Origin of the sequence: Aquirufa antheringensis, from assembly GCF_004307425.1 — a bacterium.
In the GTDB taxonomy this organism is placed as follows: Bacteria; Bacteroidota; Bacteroidia; order Cytophagales; family Spirosomataceae; genus Aquirufa; species Aquirufa antheringensis.
In genome coordinates, this window is sequence record NZ_SEWZ01000003.1 from 288,415 (window position 1) to 305,489 (window position 17,075).

General features: G+C 44.6%; 14 protein-coding genes. 8 read left to right on the top strand and 6 right to left on the bottom strand.

The window, feature by feature from the left end; translation table 11 throughout:
• Nucleotides 1–29: 29 nt before the first annotated feature.
• A complete protein-coding gene (locus EWU21_RS07040; protein ID WP_130896110.1) occupies nt 30–2,060 on the bottom strand; it encodes a M13 family metallopeptidase in 2,031 nt (676 codons plus the stop codon).
• 57 nt (nt 2,061–2,117) lie between these two features.
• Here EWU21_RS07040 and EWU21_RS07045 point away from each other — a divergent pair, with 57 nt between their 5' ends.
• Nucleotides 2,118–4,151 carry a S9 family peptidase gene (locus EWU21_RS07045; protein ID WP_130896111.1) on the top strand — a complete coding sequence of 678 codons (2,034 nt, stop codon included), beginning with the start codon at nt 2,118–2,120 and terminating at the stop codon, nt 4,149–4,151.
• Nucleotides 4,152–4,236: 85 nt separating this feature from the next.
• Here the strand turns inward: EWU21_RS07045 and EWU21_RS07050 are convergent, their stop codons facing one another.
• Nucleotides 4,237–5,307 (bottom strand): Gfo/Idh/MocA family protein, encoded by a 1,071-nt coding sequence (locus EWU21_RS07050; RefSeq protein WP_130896112.1) that lies wholly within the window; start codon nt 5,305–5,307, stop codon nt 4,237–4,239.
• Between the two features lie 32 nt (nt 5,308–5,339).
• On the opposite strand from EWU21_RS07050, the gene EWU21_RS07055 reads away from it, so the two are divergent.
• Together EWU21_RS07055 and EWU21_RS07060 are read left to right on the top strand one after the other, a co-directional pair.
• Nucleotides 5,340–7,253, top strand: coding sequence for an alpha/beta hydrolase fold domain-containing protein (locus EWU21_RS07055; protein WP_130896113.1), 1,914 nt, complete (start codon nt 5,340–5,342; stop codon nt 7,251–7,253).
• Between the two features lie 57 nt (nt 7,254–7,310).
• The gene (locus EWU21_RS07060; RefSeq protein WP_130896114.1) at nt 7,311–8,201 is read left to right on the top strand and encodes a sugar phosphate isomerase/epimerase family protein; all 891 of its coding nucleotides are present in this window, start codon (nt 7,311–7,313) and stop codon (nt 8,199–8,201) included.
• 76 nt (nt 8,202–8,277) lie between these two features.
• Here the strand turns inward: EWU21_RS07060 and EWU21_RS07065 are convergent, their stop codons facing one another.
• The 4 genes from EWU21_RS07065 to EWU21_RS07080 all read right to left on the bottom strand — a co-directional run bounded on the left by EWU21_RS07065 (nt 8,278) and on the right by EWU21_RS07080 (nt 13,240).
• A complete protein-coding gene (locus tag EWU21_RS07065; protein ID WP_161566488.1) occupies nt 8,278–10,155 on the bottom strand; it encodes an alpha-amylase family glycosyl hydrolase in 1,878 nt (625 codons plus the stop codon).
• A gap of 45 nt (nt 10,156–10,200) precedes the next feature.
• Nucleotides 10,201–11,142, bottom strand: a complete 942-nt coding sequence (locus EWU21_RS07070) for a carbohydrate kinase family protein (RefSeq protein ID WP_130896116.1) — start codon at nt 11,140–11,142, stop codon at nt 10,201–10,203.
• Nucleotides 11,139–12,449, bottom strand: a complete 1,311-nt coding sequence (locus EWU21_RS07075; RefSeq protein ID WP_130896117.1) for an MFS transporter — start codon at nt 12,447–12,449, stop codon at nt 11,139–11,141. The genes EWU21_RS07070 and EWU21_RS07075 overlap by 4 nt, the downstream gene beginning before the upstream one ends.
• Before the next feature lie 74 nt (nt 12,450–12,523).
• Nucleotides 12,524–13,240, bottom strand: a complete 717-nt coding sequence (locus tag EWU21_RS07080; protein WP_130896118.1) for an SDR family oxidoreductase — start codon at nt 13,238–13,240, stop codon at nt 12,524–12,526.
• A 40-nt stretch (nt 13,241–13,280) separates the two neighbouring features.
• Between EWU21_RS07080 and EWU21_RS07085 the strand changes: the two genes are divergently transcribed.
• The 5 genes from EWU21_RS07085 (at nt 13,281) to EWU21_RS07105 (ending at nt 17,067) form a co-directional block, all read left to right on the top strand.
• Entirely contained in the window at nt 13,281–14,120 is an 840-nt protein-coding gene (locus EWU21_RS07085) for a diacylglycerol/lipid kinase family protein (protein ID WP_161566489.1), read from the top strand.
• Nucleotides 14,117–15,535 (top strand): amidohydrolase, encoded by a 1,419-nt coding sequence (locus EWU21_RS07090; RefSeq protein ID WP_130896120.1) that lies wholly within the window; start codon nt 14,117–14,119, stop codon nt 15,533–15,535. The genes EWU21_RS07085 and EWU21_RS07090 overlap by 4 nt, the downstream gene beginning before the upstream one ends.
• A gap of 69 nt (nt 15,536–15,604) precedes the next feature.
• Entirely contained in the window at nt 15,605–15,940 is a 336-nt protein-coding gene (locus EWU21_RS07095) for an ArsR/SmtB family transcription factor (RefSeq protein ID WP_130896121.1), read from the top strand.
• 1 nt (nt 15,941) lies between these two features.
• Complete coding sequence (locus tag EWU21_RS07100) at nt 15,942–16,460, top strand: ArsI/CadI family heavy metal resistance metalloenzyme (protein ID WP_130896122.1); 519 nt, start codon at nt 15,942–15,944, stop codon at nt 16,458–16,460.
• A 25-nt stretch (nt 16,461–16,485) separates the two neighbouring features.
• Nucleotides 16,486–17,067 (top strand): low molecular weight phosphatase family protein, encoded by a 582-nt coding sequence (locus tag EWU21_RS07105; RefSeq protein WP_317127226.1) that lies wholly within the window; start codon nt 16,486–16,488, stop codon nt 17,065–17,067.
• Nucleotides 17,068–17,075 lie beyond the last annotated feature (8 nt).

Below are 17,075 nucleotides of genomic sequence, written 5' to 3' on the forward strand. Positions count from 1 at the left end.
GCTCTTTGCTCTTTGAAATTTGAGAAAGCTTACCAAATCTTAATCCGATCTTCCGGCTTCTTATATAGCTTATCGCCTGGTTTCACATCGAATGCCTTATACCAAGCATCCATATTCACTGGAGCACCAATGGTACGGTATTGACCAGGTGAGTGTGGATCTGTTAATACTTGTTGTGCCTCTGTCTCAGGTAGAGAGGAACCTCTCCAAACTTGTGCCCAAGCTAAGAAGAAGCGTTGGTCAGGAGAGAAGCCATCGATTTTCTTCGTTGACTTACCTTGCTTCGTCATTTTGAATGCTTCGTAAGCCATATTCAAACCACCTAAGTCACCGATATTTTCGCCCATCGTTAATTTTCCATTGACGTGGATGGTGTCTTGAACGGTGTACGCATCAAATTGCTTACCTAAAAGTTCCGTTCTCGCTTTGAACTTTGCTAAATCGTCCTTTGTCCACCAGTTACGTAAAGTTCCGTCTTTGTCGTATTGGCTACCTGAATCGTCGAAACCGTGAGACATTTCGTGTCCGATAACAGCACCGATTCCACCATAGTTGATCGCATCATCTGCGTCAGCAGCGAAGAATGGGAATTGTAAGATACCTGCTGGGAAAACGATTTCGTTCATCACTGGGCTATAGTAGGCGTTTACCGTTGGTGGCGTCATACCCCATTTGCTTCTGTCCACTGGTTTGCCTAATTGCGCTAAGTTTTCTTGGAAGCCCCAAGCACCAGCGCGGCGGATGTTTCCGTAGTATTCAGACGCTGAAATTTCTAAGCCATCGTAGTTTTTCCATTTGTCAGGATACCCGATTTTAGGCGTAAAGGCGTTTAATTTGGCCAAAGCCTTTTCCTTCGTCTCCGCGCTCATCCAATCTAATTTGTTGATGCGAACAGCGAAAGCCTTACGTAGGTTAGCGACTAATTCCACCATTCTAGCTTTCGCCTCTGGCTTGAAATATTTAGCCACATACAATTGACCTAATAATTCACCTAAGGTTCCGTCCGTCATCGCTGACATGCGTTGCCATCTTGGGGCTTGTACTTTTTGGCCTGATAATACTTGTGAATACGCAAAGCTCGCTTTTACGAATGGAGAGCTTAAATAGCCTGCGCTACTACGCAAAACATTCCATGTTAAATAGGTTTTCCAAGTGTCTACAGGTGTTTCGATCAATAATTTGTTCGCTGCCTCGAAGAATTTAGGGGCACCTACTAGAATTGAATCTGGAGCAGATGTGCCAAAGTCTTGGAAAGTCAATGCCCAGTTAAAGGCAGGTGTCTTTTGATTGAAATCAGCAAAGGCAAACTTGTTATAAGTCTTGTACGGATCACGCATTTCGACACGAGCCATCTGCGCTTCAGCTAATTTCTTTTCTAATTGGAATACGGTTTCAGCATTCGCTTTCGCTTGAGCCTCAGGAGTTCCAGTTAACGTAAACAAGGTCGCTACGTATTTTTTGAATGCCTCCTGAATCTTTAGGCTACGTGCATCACTCTTTAAGTAGTAATCGCGATCAGGAAGTGATGTTCCACCTTGTCCTAATTGCGGTACCATTTTCTCTACGTTCTTGCGGTCTTGACCGATGTAGAAACCAAATAAAGGAGAAGCAATCCCTGAAGAGCGTAAACGCGCGATTTCAGTAACCACTTGTGACTTGAATTGCAAACCTGCGATGTGTTGTAAGTCCGCTTGGATAGGAGTGTAGCCTAATTTTTCGATAGCTATACTGTCCATTGCTGCCGCATAGAAGTCAGCGACTCTTCTTTCGACTGAACCTGCGGCCGCTTTCGTGCCTTTGGTCTCATCTAAAATCGTTTTAATCGCATTGATGTTGAAATCGCGTAATTGGTTGAAGGCACCCCAACGTGTTTCTTTGGCTGGGATTGGGTTTTTTCTAACCCAAGGTCCATTAGAATATTCCACGAAGTCATCCCCCGCTTTTACGCTCAGGTTCATGTTGTCGCGGTCAATAAATTTCCCCGGTTTTTCTTGCGCATATAGGCTGCCGCTGAATAGCAATGAGCCTGCAAGGACGAGTTGTAAGTAATTATTTTTCATTTGAAAAAGGTTGATGTGACATTAAATTAATTAATTTACTGAATCTAAACTACCCATATGAAGAAATTGTTACTACTACTGTCCTGCTTTTTAGCATTTAGCCTCTCTGTCCACGCTCAAAAGCCCATGTCACATGAGATCATGATCAAGCTGAAGAAAGTAGGAGCTCCTAAAATTTCACCAGATGGTCGCCACGTCATCTATTCCCGCATCGAAACGTCTTACAATCTAGAAGAACAAACATCAGACCTTTGGATTGCTGCCACGGATGGTTCTTCACAGCCTAGAAAATTAACCAATTCAAAAGGCGGAGAAGACAATTACCACTGGTCTGTCGCTTCAGATAAGATTTATTTCATTGCCAAACGCGATGGCGATGAAGCCCCTCAACTTTACGTTTTACCGTTAGCTGGCGGTGAGGCCCAACGTTTAACCACACTTTCCACCGGAGTAAGTGATGTTAAATTCTCATCAGACGGCTCGCGCATTATTTTCTCCAGCCGCGTTTTCCCTACCGCTTTCACGGATTCGGCAAGCAAGAAATTAGCGGAAGAAAAGAAGAAAATCAAGACCAAAGCACGTGTCTATCAATCGTTTCCCGTTCGTTATTGGGATTCTTGGTTAGATGAAAAACAAGGGCACATCTTCACGATGGACCTAAAGTCAGGTTCAAAGCCCGTGAATTTAATGTCGAATCTAACTCTGGTGAATTCCCCAGGTTTCCGTTTAGGTTCTTATAACTTCAGTGCTGACGGTAAATCAGTGGTGTTTACGGCAACTACGGAATACAATACCACCGCTTATCAATCGGCAAAATCGAATATCTATTCGGTGAGTTTGTCTGGTGGTAAAGAAACGGTTTTAGTAAATGATGAGACTTCTTATACTTCAGCGGAATTTACGGCAGATGGGAAATACCTCATTACATCGGGTTCTGCTATCGGCAATAAATTGTATTACCTGAATCGAATTTACCGCTTTGATGCGTCTTCTTTTTCTGCCAAAAAAGAGCTAGCGGCCACCCTCGATCGTCCCATCAACGATATGGAGATGGCTGGTTCCTCCATCTTTGCTAGTATTGAAGACCAAGGCGTGGATCGTATTGTTGAGATTTCAGTCGCTGATGGTTCAGTTAAGCCAGTTTTAGGCGCAGAAATTGGATCTTTTACCGGGTTAAGTTTATCGTCCAATCCCCGTATTTTTGCCTATCAATACCAAAATGTGGCGACTCCGCCAGAGGTTTGGGTCTCAGCAAATGGTTCATTGAAAGCCATTTCAAAAGCGAATGATGCGGTTTTAGCTGGGTTGGAATTACAAAAACCGGAGGTGATTTGGACTAAATCATCCAGAGGTAAAATGATTCGTTCGGTCGTTTTGAAACCAACCGGTTTTGATGCCTCTAAGAAATACCCTCTCTTCGTTTTAATGCACGGCGGTCCAGCTAGTTCATTCAAAGATGTGTTTGGATACCGTTGGAACCCCTACATTTTAGGTTCGGCGGGCTACGTAATCGTGATGACCGACTACACAGGATCTGTGGGATATGGTGAGAAATTCGCTCAAGATATTCAGTTTGACCCGTTCAAAGGTCCAGGGCAAGAAATCCAAGAAGCGGCGGCAGATGCCATCAAACGCTTCTCGTTTATTGATGGAACCAAACAAGCCGCGGGTGGTGCTTCCTATGGAGGACACTTAGCCAATTGGATGCAGGCGACTACGTCTCATTACAAATGCTTAATCTCACACGCGGGTTTAGTGAACTCGGAGGCGCAATGGGGAACATCGGATGTGATTTGGGGTAGAGAATTGATGAATGGGGGAGCACCTTGGGTACCTACTAAAACCTGGAAGGAACAAAACCCGATGCGTTTTGCTGCGAACTTCAAAACGCCTATGTTGTTAACCGTGGGCGAAAACGATTTCCGGGTTCCCATTAATAATACGCTAGAAAATTGGAGCATTCACCAACGTCTTCAAATCCCGAGCAAGTTAATCGTCTTCCCAGGTGAGAATCATTGGATCCTGAATCCAGATAATTCGAAGTTCCACTATTCGGAAATACAAGGGTGGTTAGCGATGTATTTAAAATAAAAAAAAGTCGCTAGTCACTAGTCGCTAGTCTAAAGTGAATGAGTCTAAAATTAGTGACTCCCGACTATCGACTAGTGACTATCGACTACAGCTTCACCATCTCCCCCGTCCTCACCGACTCATCACACGCAAAAGCGATGCGTAAACTGTTAACGGCATCCTCCACGTGATCTGTTAGGTCGATATTTTCAGTTATGGCTTGTAGGAAATAGGCCTGCTCGCGATCGCAAAGACCTTGGTGATCCGGTTCATCCGTTAGGTTAACCCATTCGTCTTCTTTCGTGAATTCGTTTTTTGCATCGATGTCTGCGTGGTGTACACGCAGGGATTCTGTTTTCGTGTGTGATTCCACGTCATCGGATTTTCCCTCGCCGCCGGCATTTTTTGCGACGATGGAAACAGAACCTTTAGGCCCAAAAACATCTTTCACAAAATACGCATTCTGTGAGATCATGGGACCCCAGCCGGCCTCGTACCAACCTACGGAACCATCTTCAAAGTGAATTTGTAATTGACCATAATTATAGTTTCCAGCCGGAATATCTTCCGTCATTCGCGCGCCAATGGCCGAAACACGCAATGGTTTCGAGCGAGTCATTTGGCACATTACATCAATATAGTGTACCCCACAATCGACGATAGGGCTTAGCGATTTCATCAAATTACGGTGCACATCCCACATGTAGCCATGGGATTGTTGATTTAAGTTCATCCGCATGACCAACGGTTTTCCCATCGTCTTAGCGATTTCGATGAACTTGATCCAAGACGGATGGTGGCGTAAAATGTAGCCCACCACGAGTTTCTTGCCACTTTTTTGAACAGCTTCAGCCACCCGAATAGCGCCAGCTAATGAATCGGCGATTGGTTTTTCTAAGAAAACGTGACAATCAGCTTCTAATGCGGCGATGGCATAGGCTTCGTGGGTATCTGGGTAAGTGGAGATACAAACCGCATCTGGTTTGGAGTCTGATAAGGCGGTGTAATAGTCGCTGTACAGCTTTTGGCCCCCACCTAAAGCTTCATTCAATGCTTCCTTGCTATTTCCCGGGGAAACGAGTCCGCAGATTTCAAATCCGGCTACGTTTTGGTAGGCTTTCGCATGAGAGGCTCCCATGTTTCCGCAACCCACCACGAGCACGCGTATATTTTTCATGTTAATCGATTTAGAATCGTAAATTAGGAAGAATGATTAGAATAATCGAAACTTCGCCTTTACAAATTATGCGCATCCTCCTTATTTTCTTGCTTATGGGTTCCTTGAGTCTTCAGGCCCAAAACAAATCAGGCATCACGGGCAAGCCTGATACGTCCTTTACGAATTATGCTGCCTTGCAAATGGTAGTGAAACAGGATCCCACGATTCGCTTAGCCGAAGTTCAAAGTTCAAAGAGCAAAGTTCAAAGTTTTGTTTACAAGACAATAGATAAACGGAAACTCGTGGTGGATGAATATGCGGTCTCTTCCACTCGCAAGCTACCTACGCTCGTATTTTTCCATGGAGGTGGCTGGAGAACGGGGCATCGTTCACAGCATATTCCTTTAGCAAAAGCCTTAGCAGATCGCGGATATCGGGTCTTTTTAGTCGAATACCGTTTATCCACGGAAGCTTTATACCCTGCTGCGATGCTGGATGCACATGCTGCTTTGCAATGGGTTTCGAAACGTCAGAATGTGGGAGAAATCTATGTGGGAGGTTATTCAGCTGGGGGCCAAATGGCTGCGCTCCTAGGTTCCGTTCAAGATGAAAATACCTACGGCAAAGGAGTCAAATTAGCCGGGACCATTGATATCGATGGGATATTGGCTTTTATTCACCCGGAATCAGGAGAGGGAGATGATAGCAAACGTATCTCAGCAGCGACCCATTATTTTGGGTATAACAAGGTAGAGGGCGAGGCAATCTGGAAGGAGGCTTCCGCTTTGAGTCACGTGACGAAAGGCGATCCGCCGGTATTATTCTTAAATTCGAGCGATGAGCGGATGCACGCAGGGCGTGACGATTTTAGGCAGAAAATGGCTGATTTTGGTATACATTCAGAGTATCACACGTTCGAAAATTCTCATCATACCTTCGTATTAATGAATCACTGGTTCAATCAGGTGGTGGACCGAATGGATCGTTTTATGCGCAAACGTTTAGTGGTGGGAACCGATTTCAAGACGATACAATCCGCAGTAGATGTAGCTCGTCCTGGTCAGGAGATTTTCATTAAAAATGGCAATTACCAAGAAAAGGTATTCATCGATTCATTGAAACACCATTTGTCTTTTGTGGGCGAAAGCAGGGATGGCGTGGTGTTGCGGGAGACGATTGCGCGGGATATTTGGCGTTGTTCAAATCCAGATGATTATGGTGCTGGGGTGTTGAATATCAAAGGGCACGATTTGTCATTTCGGAATATGACTATTATGAATGAATATGGATTCAATGCAACAAAAGATATATCGATTCCTTGTTTGAACGAGGCTGGAAAGGAGACGACCACGACCGTCCAAAAATATGCCTTACCAAGGGAAAAGGGAGAGAAAGAAGGGGAGAAGATCGTCCGTGTAGATGGGCATCAATTTGCAGTTCGTACGATGCCCGGTGCCACCCGATTGTCTTTCGAGCATTGTACCATCCGATCAGGTGGCGGTGATACGGTAAGTCCTTGGGACGTGAATGCGGGAATGTATTATTTGAATGACTGTTTGATCGAAGGGGGAGTGGATTTGTATTGTCCGCGTGGCTATGCCTTGGCTGAGAATTGCACTTTTGTCTGCCATAATACGAGTGCGGCGATTTGGCACGATGGTTCAGGAGAACAAGGGGCGAAGACCGTTTTAAAAAATTGTCGTTTTATTGGGGATCCGGGGTATAAATTAGGTCGCTATCATAGGGAGGCACAATTTTATCTTTTGAACTGTTCTTTTGATAAAAATATGGCGGACGCACCTATCTACCAATCGGGCGATCGAGTGCTCAACTGGGGTCATCGCGTGTATTATGTGGATTGCCATAAGGATGGAGGCGACTTCGTTTGGCATAAAAATAATACGTCGGTGAAAGCTAGTGACCTGACCTTCAAGACTATTTTTGGCAGAAATTGGAAAAAATAATTTATTGTATCATTAAAATACATTAACTTTGTTCTGTTACCTCTAAACTTATCAACTATGAACTCGAGAAGAAGATTTCTTCAGCAGTCTAGCGCTTTTCTAGCGGCTAGCGTTTTAGCACCTCGTTTCTTATCTGCACAATCGTTTACCAATCGTCCGGTGGGTATTCAATTGTTTACCTTTTTTGGAAAATTTGACCAAGATGTAAAAGGGAATTTGCAGAAGATTGCGGAGCTAGGCTATACGGAGATTGAATCTGCTTTCTCGATGTTACCCGGTTTTTATGGGATGAAAGGCAAAGAGTTTATGGCCTTGAACAAGGATTTAGGATTGAATTGGGTTTCGCATCACGTGGTGGGAGCACCCTTGAAACCTCGTCCCGGAATGGACATGTCGCGTTTTCCTAAGATGGTTAATTTGCGCGATGATGCGCAGCAAGCGGTGGATAATGCAGCGGAGGCAGGTGTAAAATACCTCGTGTGCGCCAATATCCCGATTGATACAAAAGAGGAAGTTGCTCAGGCAGTTGAAACCTTAAATAAAGCAGGAGAATTAGCGAAGAAAGCAGGACTTACGTTCTGTTACCATAACCACGATGCAGAATTTAAAGCGGTAGAGGGCCCAAAACCTTTCGACGTATTCGCCTCTCAAGTACCTGCCGACTTATTGAAGTTTGAATTAGATTTGGGTTGGGCTTCAAAAGCGGGAGTAGATGTGGTTGAATTGTTCAAACAACATCCTGGCCGTTTCCCTCTATGTCATATAAAAGACTTCGACTCAGAATTTAAAAATATTCTCCCAGTGGGAGAGGGTGTGGTGAACTACAAGCGCATTTTTGATGCGGCTAAATCAGGAGGCCTAGAGCACTTCTTTGTAGAGCATGATTTCCCGAAAGACGCTTTCGAAAGCCTTCGCATCAGCAAGAAGGCTTTGGACGCCATTTTATAATCCGCCTAACGGTTTTTTAGTGTTTAATGATTGAATTTTGATTCTGGAAAAACATCCCTTTTTAGGGGATGTTTTTTTATTTTAAGACATAAAACTGATAGGGTGCGAAAGCCAAATGATCGTGATCCATCCCGATCTGAACCGTTTTGCCTGACCATAAGTCTTTCATAACTGTCGCCCGTTCTCCGAATGCACCTAACATATAATAGGTCACCTCTTGTGGCTCAGCGCTAAAGTTGAATAAGAAGTAGACTTTTTCTCCATTCAGGTAGCGCTCAAAACCGATGATCGAATTGTTGTGCACCTCTAACCAGTGAATATTTTTCAAGTCAGCCACCACTTTTAGTGATTTACGCAGCTTGATCAATTTTTGTAGATTCGAGAATACCTTATTTTCGATGGAATCCGCTTTATCTACTGCCTCATTCTTCTTCCAATCAATGATCGGGCGGTGCATCCAGCGGTTATCGTATGATTTACCTGGATCCTGTAAATAGGTATAGTCGTTCGTGTAGGCGGCCTCGTCGCCATAGAACAACATCGGTACGCCGCCCACAAATAGACTTTGCGCTTGCATCATCGTGATTTTGTCGATGGAAGTCTGGATATCTGCCGCATTTTTAGACGCGATGGCTTTCTCTAAACCACATAAGGAGGCTAACGAACCTGAAAGACGCGCATCCTGTGTTTTGGGATTTACGGCAAACAGGGCTCCAGTCGCAGGAGACTCGATGCCGCCGCTGTAATAGTTTTTGATATAAGAGCGGTGATCGTAGGGATTAAATCCCGCTTGTTCGATCATCCAATCGTCATAACCTAAGCCGATATCATCGTGGCAACGGGTGTAAGTTAACCAGGTCGCGCCTTTCGGTTTGCGCAATAATTCGTTTTGAGCGGTGCGCATCACGCGGATATCGCCGGTAGCCAAGGCATCCCATTGAACGGCCATTTGAGTGGCGTTATAGGCGAAGTCACACTCGTGTGTAGAGAAACGACCCGTTCCGAAGTATTCCATTATCTGGGCTGGAGCCACAATGGCTTCGCCTAAAATGGCCATTCCAGGTGTTGCCACCTCCACGCACATCTTAATTAATTGCAATAATTGGTGTGCTTCGGGAAGGTTTTGGCAGGCAGTTCCCATTTGTTTCCAAATGAAAGCCGGCGCATCGATGCGGACCACGTCTACCCCTAAGTTGGCGTAGTAAAAGACGTTTGCGAGCATTTCTACGAAGACTTTGGGATTCGTATAATTCAAATCCCATTGGTAATGGTGGAAAACCGTCATCACCCATTTATCCATTTTTTCGTCGTACGTGAAACTACCAGGTGAACTTTCTGGGAAGATTTCTGGCATTGTTTCCTCCATCACATCCGGGATGCGACGGTCGTCGTACATGTAGAAATAGTCTTGGTATTCTTTGATGCCAGCCTTCGCAAGCTTAGCCCATTCGTGGTGATGCGACGTATGGTTTAACACGATGTCGATCATCAAGTACATATCTTTTTGTTGCAGGGCCTTTTGGAACTCGCGTAAATCTTCAATTGTTCCTAATTTCTCCTCCACCACTCGGAAATCTTCCACCGCATATCCGCCATCACTCTCGCCCTCGGGGCTTTTGAACAAGGGCATCAAGTGAAGAAAATTCACACCTAATTTCTCTAAATAAGGAAGCTTTGCGGGTAAATCGGTGATCTTTCCGGCGAAGCGATCCACGTATAAACTCATTCCCACCAGATCTTGGCTTAAAAACCAATTCTCTTCTTTCTTCGCCTTGCCTTCATCTCGCTTTTTTAGCTCTGGGCTGCGATCCGCATAGGCTTGAAAAATAGTTTGGATTAAATCGCTAAACAAAGGACTATCCCCGTAGATCGCTCTGAAATGATTTTGAATATCATCCAAATTAGCTGTCAAACGTTCTTGAAAGCTAGCGTCTTTAATTTTATATGATTTCACAAGCGCATTCGCCTGTTTTTGAAGAGCGGAATTGTACACAGTCTATTAATTAAAAATACTATTATTTAAGTTTTTGAAGGCCTCCATCGCACCTAGGTATTCACAGGTTCTGGCACCAGCCTTGTTCGCGTTTTCTATCATTTTTTTCCAAGCAGAAAAATCAAGATCCTGGATGTTTAATCCATCTAATTGATAAAGTACCGCACCCACAAAGGCATCTCCAGCCCCCGTCGTATCGACTGGTTTCACCGGAATACTCGGAATGATATAGGTTTTACCTGCCAAACCCAATAGCGTGCCCTCTTTTCCTAAGGTAATGGCGAATACGCCTGGACATAGGCTTAATAATGTATCTGTCGCCTCTTCTAAGGTCTCCGTTTCTGTGATTAACATCGCTTCTTCATCCGAAAGCTTCGTAAAATCGGCTTCCTTCAAGAAGAGTAGACTTTGCTTAATGAAGGACGGTATTTTGTCGCCAAACAACAAATGGCGGTAATTCGGGTCAAAACTAACGATTTTGCCGTCTTTTTTCGCCCGGTCTTTCAAGGAATAATACGCCGCATTCAAAGGGCCAGCTAAGAAGGCTGTCGCCGATCCGAAGTGAACAATGTTCACACCTGCTAAATCAATAGCCGCTACTTCAGCCTCCGTTAATTCGGCATCTGCGCCCCGGTTAAAAACGAAATCACGTTCTCCATCTAATAGTAAGGAAACGAAGGCAAAAGTCGTAAAGGTCCGAGGGTCCAAGTGAACGTGTTTCGTGTTCACGTTGAATTCTTGCATCACCGAGATCATTTGGCGACCAAAAGGATCATTCCCCACTTTTGCACTCAAGCTCACCTCGCCACCCAACGCGCCGATGGCTGCTGCTACGTTTGTGGGAGCTCCTCCTGGTTTTTTTAAGAAATTTTGACCGTCTGATAGGCTAGAACCTTTGTCAGTACAAATCATATCAATCAAGGCTTCGCCTATACAAATGACACTCATGCGGATTTTTTAGAAGGGGATGGTTGAATAAAGGCAGTCGCTAGGGCTGCAATGGCTAATAAAGCTCCTGCAAAGGTAATCGCATTTCTGGGATCGTTGTCTAAAAAATGCTTTAAAATGTAGCCAAATGATATATTTTGTAAGATCATCGGGATTACAATCATCATATTAATAATACCCATGTAGACTCCGTAACGCTCCTTAGGAATATCGCTAACCACTAGTAAATAGGGGATTCCCATCATACTTGCCCAACCGATTCCGAAGCCAGAAATAGCGAAGAATAACAAGTTCTTGTTTTCGATGTGAGGGAAAGCGAGGAAACCGGCAGCTGCTAAAATGAGGCAGATCATGTGCACGGATTTGGCCCCATATTTCTTTGCAAAACCGGCTAAAGCTAAAGCCGATAAGAAAGTAACGATGTTGTACCATCCATTCACTAAACCCGTCCAGGAAACGGCCTTTTCATACAATTCCGGATTGTCCTTCGGTGTTGCGTTCCAAACAGACAAGGCGATACTCTTCGAGGAATTTTGCCAATAACAAAATAAGGCATACCACTGGAATAAGTACACTAAAGCTAATTGCCACATTACTTTGGGCATTTCCCCGATCGCGTGGAATATCTCAAAAATGGATTCTAAAACGCTCGTTTTGCGCGATCGAATCTCAGCTAATTCCTCAGCGGTCGGTTCAATTTCCGTGGTCGTGTGCATACTCCACCAGATAGACCCGATGGAACAAACGGCCCCTAAGAAGAAGGAAGCATAAACCCAGGTAGGTAACGAACCGGTCTTGCCGATGAATATCATAGGGAAGATGAAGAGGGATAGGTTGGCTAAGGTTTGGCCAAAACCCGTGAAAAAACTCTGCATCTGAAAGCCTGTAGGCTGTTGATCGTCATTTAATTTATCAGCGACAAAAGCACGGTAAGGCTCCATCGCCGTATTATTTCCAGCATCCAAGATCCATAATAAACTCGCGGCCATCCACAACGAAGACGAGAAAGGATAGAGTAAAAGGCAAATGCTACACAATAGGGCGCCTATGAAGAAATAAGGTTTGCGGCGACCCCAATGAGGATGCCAGGTGCTGTCACTCATCGCACCGATGAAAGGCTGTATCAATAAGCCCGTCACCGGGCCAGCTAGGTTTAATAAGGGGATTTCGTCAGGACTCGCTCCTAGGAAATCGTAGATAGGATTCACCGCACTTTGCTGCAATCCGAAACTATATTGAATACCAAAAAAGCCAACGTTCATGTTGACAATCTGGCTAAAACTTAAAGAGGGTTTCCGTAAGGACATGTCTGATAGGTTTATTAGTAGATTAAATTTAATTATTCTACTCAAGACCTGCAAACTGTCCTACACTGTTGACCTTAATATTCTTGATTTAGGGGGTGAATCATCAATTCATCGATCACCACGTGCGCTGGTTGGTTCATCACATAAAAGATGCTATTCGCCATATCTTCTGGACTTAACCAACCTGCGTGCGATGGATCTCCGGCAGGATCCGCATGAAAATGAGAATCTACTAATCCAGAATAAATCGTGCTTACTTTGATGCCGTCTCGTCTCACCTCTTTTCTTAGGGCTTCTGTGAACGCGTGCTGTGCATATTTAGAGGCGCAATAAAGAGATCCTCCGTCAAAAACACGTTTCGCCACATCAGACGCAATCGAGATGAGGTGGCCTTTTTTAGCGGCTTTTAGGTGCGGCAGAGCTTTTTGGCAAAACAAAAAAGTCCCTTTTACATTCGTATCAAACACCTGATCCCATTGTGTCGCAGTATAGGATTCAGTCGGGCCAAAAGCCCCAATCCCTGCGTTATTAATCACAAAATCAATATGCCCAAAAGTATGTACCGTTTTCTCCACCGCATCCGAGACAAAAGCCTCGTCAGATACATCCCCATCGAAATAAAGTGGGCGATGTCCAATCTCGGTAATTTCTGCCGCCAGGTCTTTCAATTCCCCTTTATTACGTGCGACTAAACTTAATTGGAAGTTGTTTTTTGCTAGTAATAAAGCGAGCGCTCGGCCTATTCCGCGCGAAGCTCCAGTGATGATGGCCGTAGGAAGTGAATTTGACATATTGATTTATTTTATGTTAAATTTAAACAATTCTATGATTATGAGTCAAAAAATAGCGTTTCTTATCAATCCCCTCAAGAAGACCGTTGCCATTGCGAACTATTTTTCTTGGGTAATCGAGACCGTAAAGGTAGAGAAATCGGATTGGGAAATTCAGCTTTTTGCGAAAGAATGGCCATCTGAGCTAAGTGATTTTGATCAAGTTTGGGTGATGGGTGGCGACGGGACATTCAATTATTTTGTGAATAAATACCGTTCTATTACGTTACCAATCGCCTTATTCAAAGGAGGTACAGGAAATGATTTTTATTGGAAATTATATGGAGATCGATCGAGACGTGCACATTTAGATGAGGTATTAGCTGGTCACGTGGAAGCATTTGATGCCGGGGACTGTAATGGGCAACTTTTCTTGAATGGGGTTGGGATCGGAATCGAAGGAGAAGTATTGAAGTCGATGGATTCCATTCGCTACTTTAAAGGTGGCCTGGGTTATTATTTAGCCGCTATTCCTAATTTATTAAAGTTTAAGACCTATCAAATTCTAGGCGGCCGAGAGGTATTCCTCTGTATGGTTTTCAATTCTTCTAGGGCAGGTGGAGGTTTTCATTTCTTCCCCAAAGCCTCCGTTCAAGATGGCCTGCTCGATGTATTATATTGTCAACCGATACCGGTTTGGAAGCGGCTTTATTACATGCCCATTATACAATCAGGGAAACATGTGAATCTGCCGATTGTGGAATTCTCCCAAACGAAAAAGATCAGCATTAAAACCAGTCGTGTCCTGAGTGCACAGGTTGACGGAGAAGTCCAAACGTCTGACCAATTTGATTTCCAAGTTCTTCCTGCTAAATTTAAGTTCATTGTACCTCCATTATGAAAAAAATACTCTTATTCGCCTTAGTTAGTCTACAAGCCTTTTCACAAGACGCAGACAAAAAGAAAGTCTTAGCCAGAATTCAACAACAAGAATCACATTACAGTGCCATCGCACAGAAAATCTGGAATTACGCCGAAGTCGGATATAAAGAAAAACAATCCTCTGCTCTCTTGCAGGAAACCCTGAAACAAGCTGGTTTTACGATAGAGTCAGGTGTAGCTGGAATTCCAACTGCTTTCGTGGCGACTTATGGACAAGGAAAACCGGTCATCGGAATTATGGCCGAATACGATGCCTTGCCAGGTTTATCACAAGATTCCATTCCGACTAAACGCTCCTTGGGAGGAGCCTCTGGGCACGCTTGTGGCCACCATTTATTTGGTACTGGTTCCTCTGCTGCGGCTATCGCCGTAAAAGAATGGTTAAAAGAAACCGGCGGAAAAGGAACGATTAAATTATACGGATGTCCGGCTGAAGAGGGTGGATCCGGAAAAGTATACATGGTTCGGGAGGGTTTATTCAATGACGCCGATGTGATGTTGCACTGGCATCCGAGCGATGCGAATTCGGTTTCGACGGGGTCATCTTTGGCAAACAAAACGGGTAAATTCCGCTTCTATGGTCTTTCATCACACGCGGCGGCCTCACCAGAAAGAGGACGATCTGCTTTAGATGCGGTGGAGGCGATGGACTTTATGGCCAACATGATGCGCGAACATGTGCCCTCTTCTACGCGTATTCACTACGTGATTACGAACGGGGGTAAGGCGCCTAATATCGTCCCAGATTATGCGGAGGTCTATTATTACGTGCGTTCACCGCAGCGCGACATTGTTATGGACGTGTGGAATCGCTTGGAAAAAGCGGCAGAAGGTGCAGCTCTAGGAACAGGAACTCGCTATGAATTAGAAGTAATCGGTGGGGTGTATGAGATTTTGCCAAACGAAAAGTTAGCAACTCTTATGAATTCAAACTTGCAAACGGTGGGAGGATATATCTTGAATCCAACGGAATTAGCTTTCGCTAAACAAATTCAACAAACTCCAGGCATGTTGCAGACGGATTTAGCGTCTACTTCTTCTGTAGTTCCGGGTCGTCCTGATCCAAGCGGCGGAGGCTCGACGGATGTGGGGGATGTAAGTTGGGTAGTTCCTACGATTGGTTTAGGAACGGCGACTTGGGTTCCAGGAACGACCGCGCATAGCTGGCAAGCGGTAGCAGCTGGAGGTACGAGTATTGGTAAAAAGGGGATGATGGTAGCTGCCAAAACGATCGCAGGAACGGCCATGGATTTATTTAAAAACCCAGCTTTAATAGAAGCCGCTAAAGCGGAGTGGTCCAAGCGTAAAGGCGCTGAATTTAAATACAAGGCTCTTTTAGGTGATCGCAAGCCGGCTTTGAATTATAGAGATTAAAATAAAATAGGCTTCGGCCTTTTTTATTTACTTCATTCATCGTAATATTGCAATGTAATAATTAAACAAATGGGAATCACCAAAACAGACCTCTTTACAGAAGAACAAAATGCGATTGCGCAGATGGCCAAAGTACTCGGACATCCCGCACGCGTCGCGATTTTGCAGTATTTGGTGAAATCCAACACCTGCATCAACGGAGACCTTGTCCAAGAATTAGGTCTAGCCCAAGCCACTGTTTCCCAGCATCTACGAGAATTGAAAGAAGTGGGGTTTATTCAGGGAACGATTGAAGGCGTCTCGGTTTGTTATTGCATTAACCCGGAAAAGTGGGCGGAGTTTAGCCAGCTTTTTGGGGAGTTTTTCGAAAATTATTTTGTTGCACAAAAATCTAATTGCTGTTAATATGTCAACTTTTCCACGAATGCACGTCTCCTTGTATGTCAGCAATTTAGCGGCATCGGTGAATTTTTACTCGACTTTTTTCGGTCAGCCAGCCACAAAAGTGAAGCCGGGTTATGCGAAATATGTGTTAGATAGTCCCTCTTTGATTATCTCGTTTATTGAAAATCCAGAGCGCGTTCAGGCAAACTTCGGTCACTTAGGTTTCCAAGTAGAAACTTCGGAAGAGATGAATGCCCGTTTAGAAGTGGCTAGAAAACAAGGGATTGTTTCCAAAGAAGAAATAGGGACATCCTGCTGCTTCGCCGTTCAAGACAAATTCTGGGCTACGGATCCTGACGGTGTTCAATGGGAAGTGTATTATTTCCACGAAGATGCAGAATTCAATGACCCACATTATGCAGCGCAGGATGCATCCGCATGTTGCATGCCTCCAGCAGCAGTGGCTGAAGAAAAACCAAAATTAAAAATCGCCGAAGTGCAAGCCGCAAACGCATGTACCCCAGGCTCAGGATGTTGCTAAGATGAAGGATAGTTTAAACCAAAATTTGGAACAAATTCTCTCCCTCGAAATCCCAACCGAGCGCCGAGAAATACTACAAGTCTTGATTGATTACATCAAAGACAAACGCAAAAAAGAGCAGCCGATTCGACTGAATTTTATCTGCACGCACAACTCGCGCCGCTCTCAATTCTCACAAGTCTGGGCCCAAACCGCCGCTGACTATTTCCAAATCCCTGCCCAATGTTATTCTGGCGGGGTGGAGGTGACGGCTTGCAACGAACGCACCGTGGCTTCCCTAGAGCGAATGGGTTTCATTGTCTCTAAACACGGCCATTCCAACCCCATCTATTTCGCCTTGCACACGCAGGATTCACGTCCCATCATTCTTTTTTCGAAACTATATGATGACGTCATAAATCCGCACGGCATTTTTGCGAGCGTCATGACCTGTTCACACGCAGATGAAAATTGCCCTTTCATCCCAGGTGCGGAAGCTCGAATTCCGGTACGTTATGAGGATCCCAAAGCTTTTGACGATACCACAGAGGAGGCTGCGCAATACGATGCAAGATCGAGGCAGATAGCGGGAGAGATGTTTTATGTGTTTTCGAGGGTGACAATCTAGATTTCTTT

Coding starts and splice junctions, on each gene's coding strand:
- EWU21_RS07080 (WP_130896118.1), bottom strand. CDS start 13,240: ATGTCAAATTCACTTCCTACGGCCATCATCACTGGAGCTTCGCGCGGA.
- EWU21_RS07070 (WP_130896116.1), bottom strand. CDS start 11,142: ATGAGTGTCATTTGTATAGGCGAAGCCTTGATTGATATGATTTGTACT.
- EWU21_RS07045 (WP_130896111.1), top strand. CDS start 2,118: ATGAAGAAATTGTTACTACTACTGTCCTGCTTTTTAGCATTTAGCCTC.
- EWU21_RS07055 (WP_130896113.1), top strand. CDS start 5,340: ATGATTAGAATAATCGAAACTTCGCCTTTACAAATTATGCGCATCCTC.
- EWU21_RS07040 (WP_130896110.1), bottom strand. CDS start 2,060: ATGAAAAATAATTACTTACAACTCGTCCTTGCAGGCTCATTGCTATTC.
- EWU21_RS07095 (WP_130896121.1), top strand. CDS start 15,605: ATGGGAATCACCAAAACAGACCTCTTTACAGAAGAACAAAATGCGATT.
- EWU21_RS07050 (WP_130896112.1), bottom strand. CDS start 5,307: ATGAAAAATATACGCGTGCTCGTGGTGGGTTGCGGAAACATGGGAGCC.
- EWU21_RS07060 (WP_130896114.1), top strand. CDS start 7,311: ATGAACTCGAGAAGAAGATTTCTTCAGCAGTCTAGCGCTTTTCTAGCG.
- EWU21_RS07100 (WP_130896122.1), top strand. CDS start 15,942: ATGTCAACTTTTCCACGAATGCACGTCTCCTTGTATGTCAGCAATTTA.
- EWU21_RS07085 (WP_161566489.1), top strand. CDS start 13,281: ATGAGTCAAAAAATAGCGTTTCTTATCAATCCCCTCAAGAAGACCGTT.
- EWU21_RS07075 (WP_130896117.1), bottom strand. CDS start 12,449: ATGTCCTTACGGAAACCCTCTTTAAGTTTTAGCCAGATTGTCAACATG.
- EWU21_RS07090 (WP_130896120.1), top strand. CDS start 14,117: ATGAAAAAAATACTCTTATTCGCCTTAGTTAGTCTACAAGCCTTTTCA.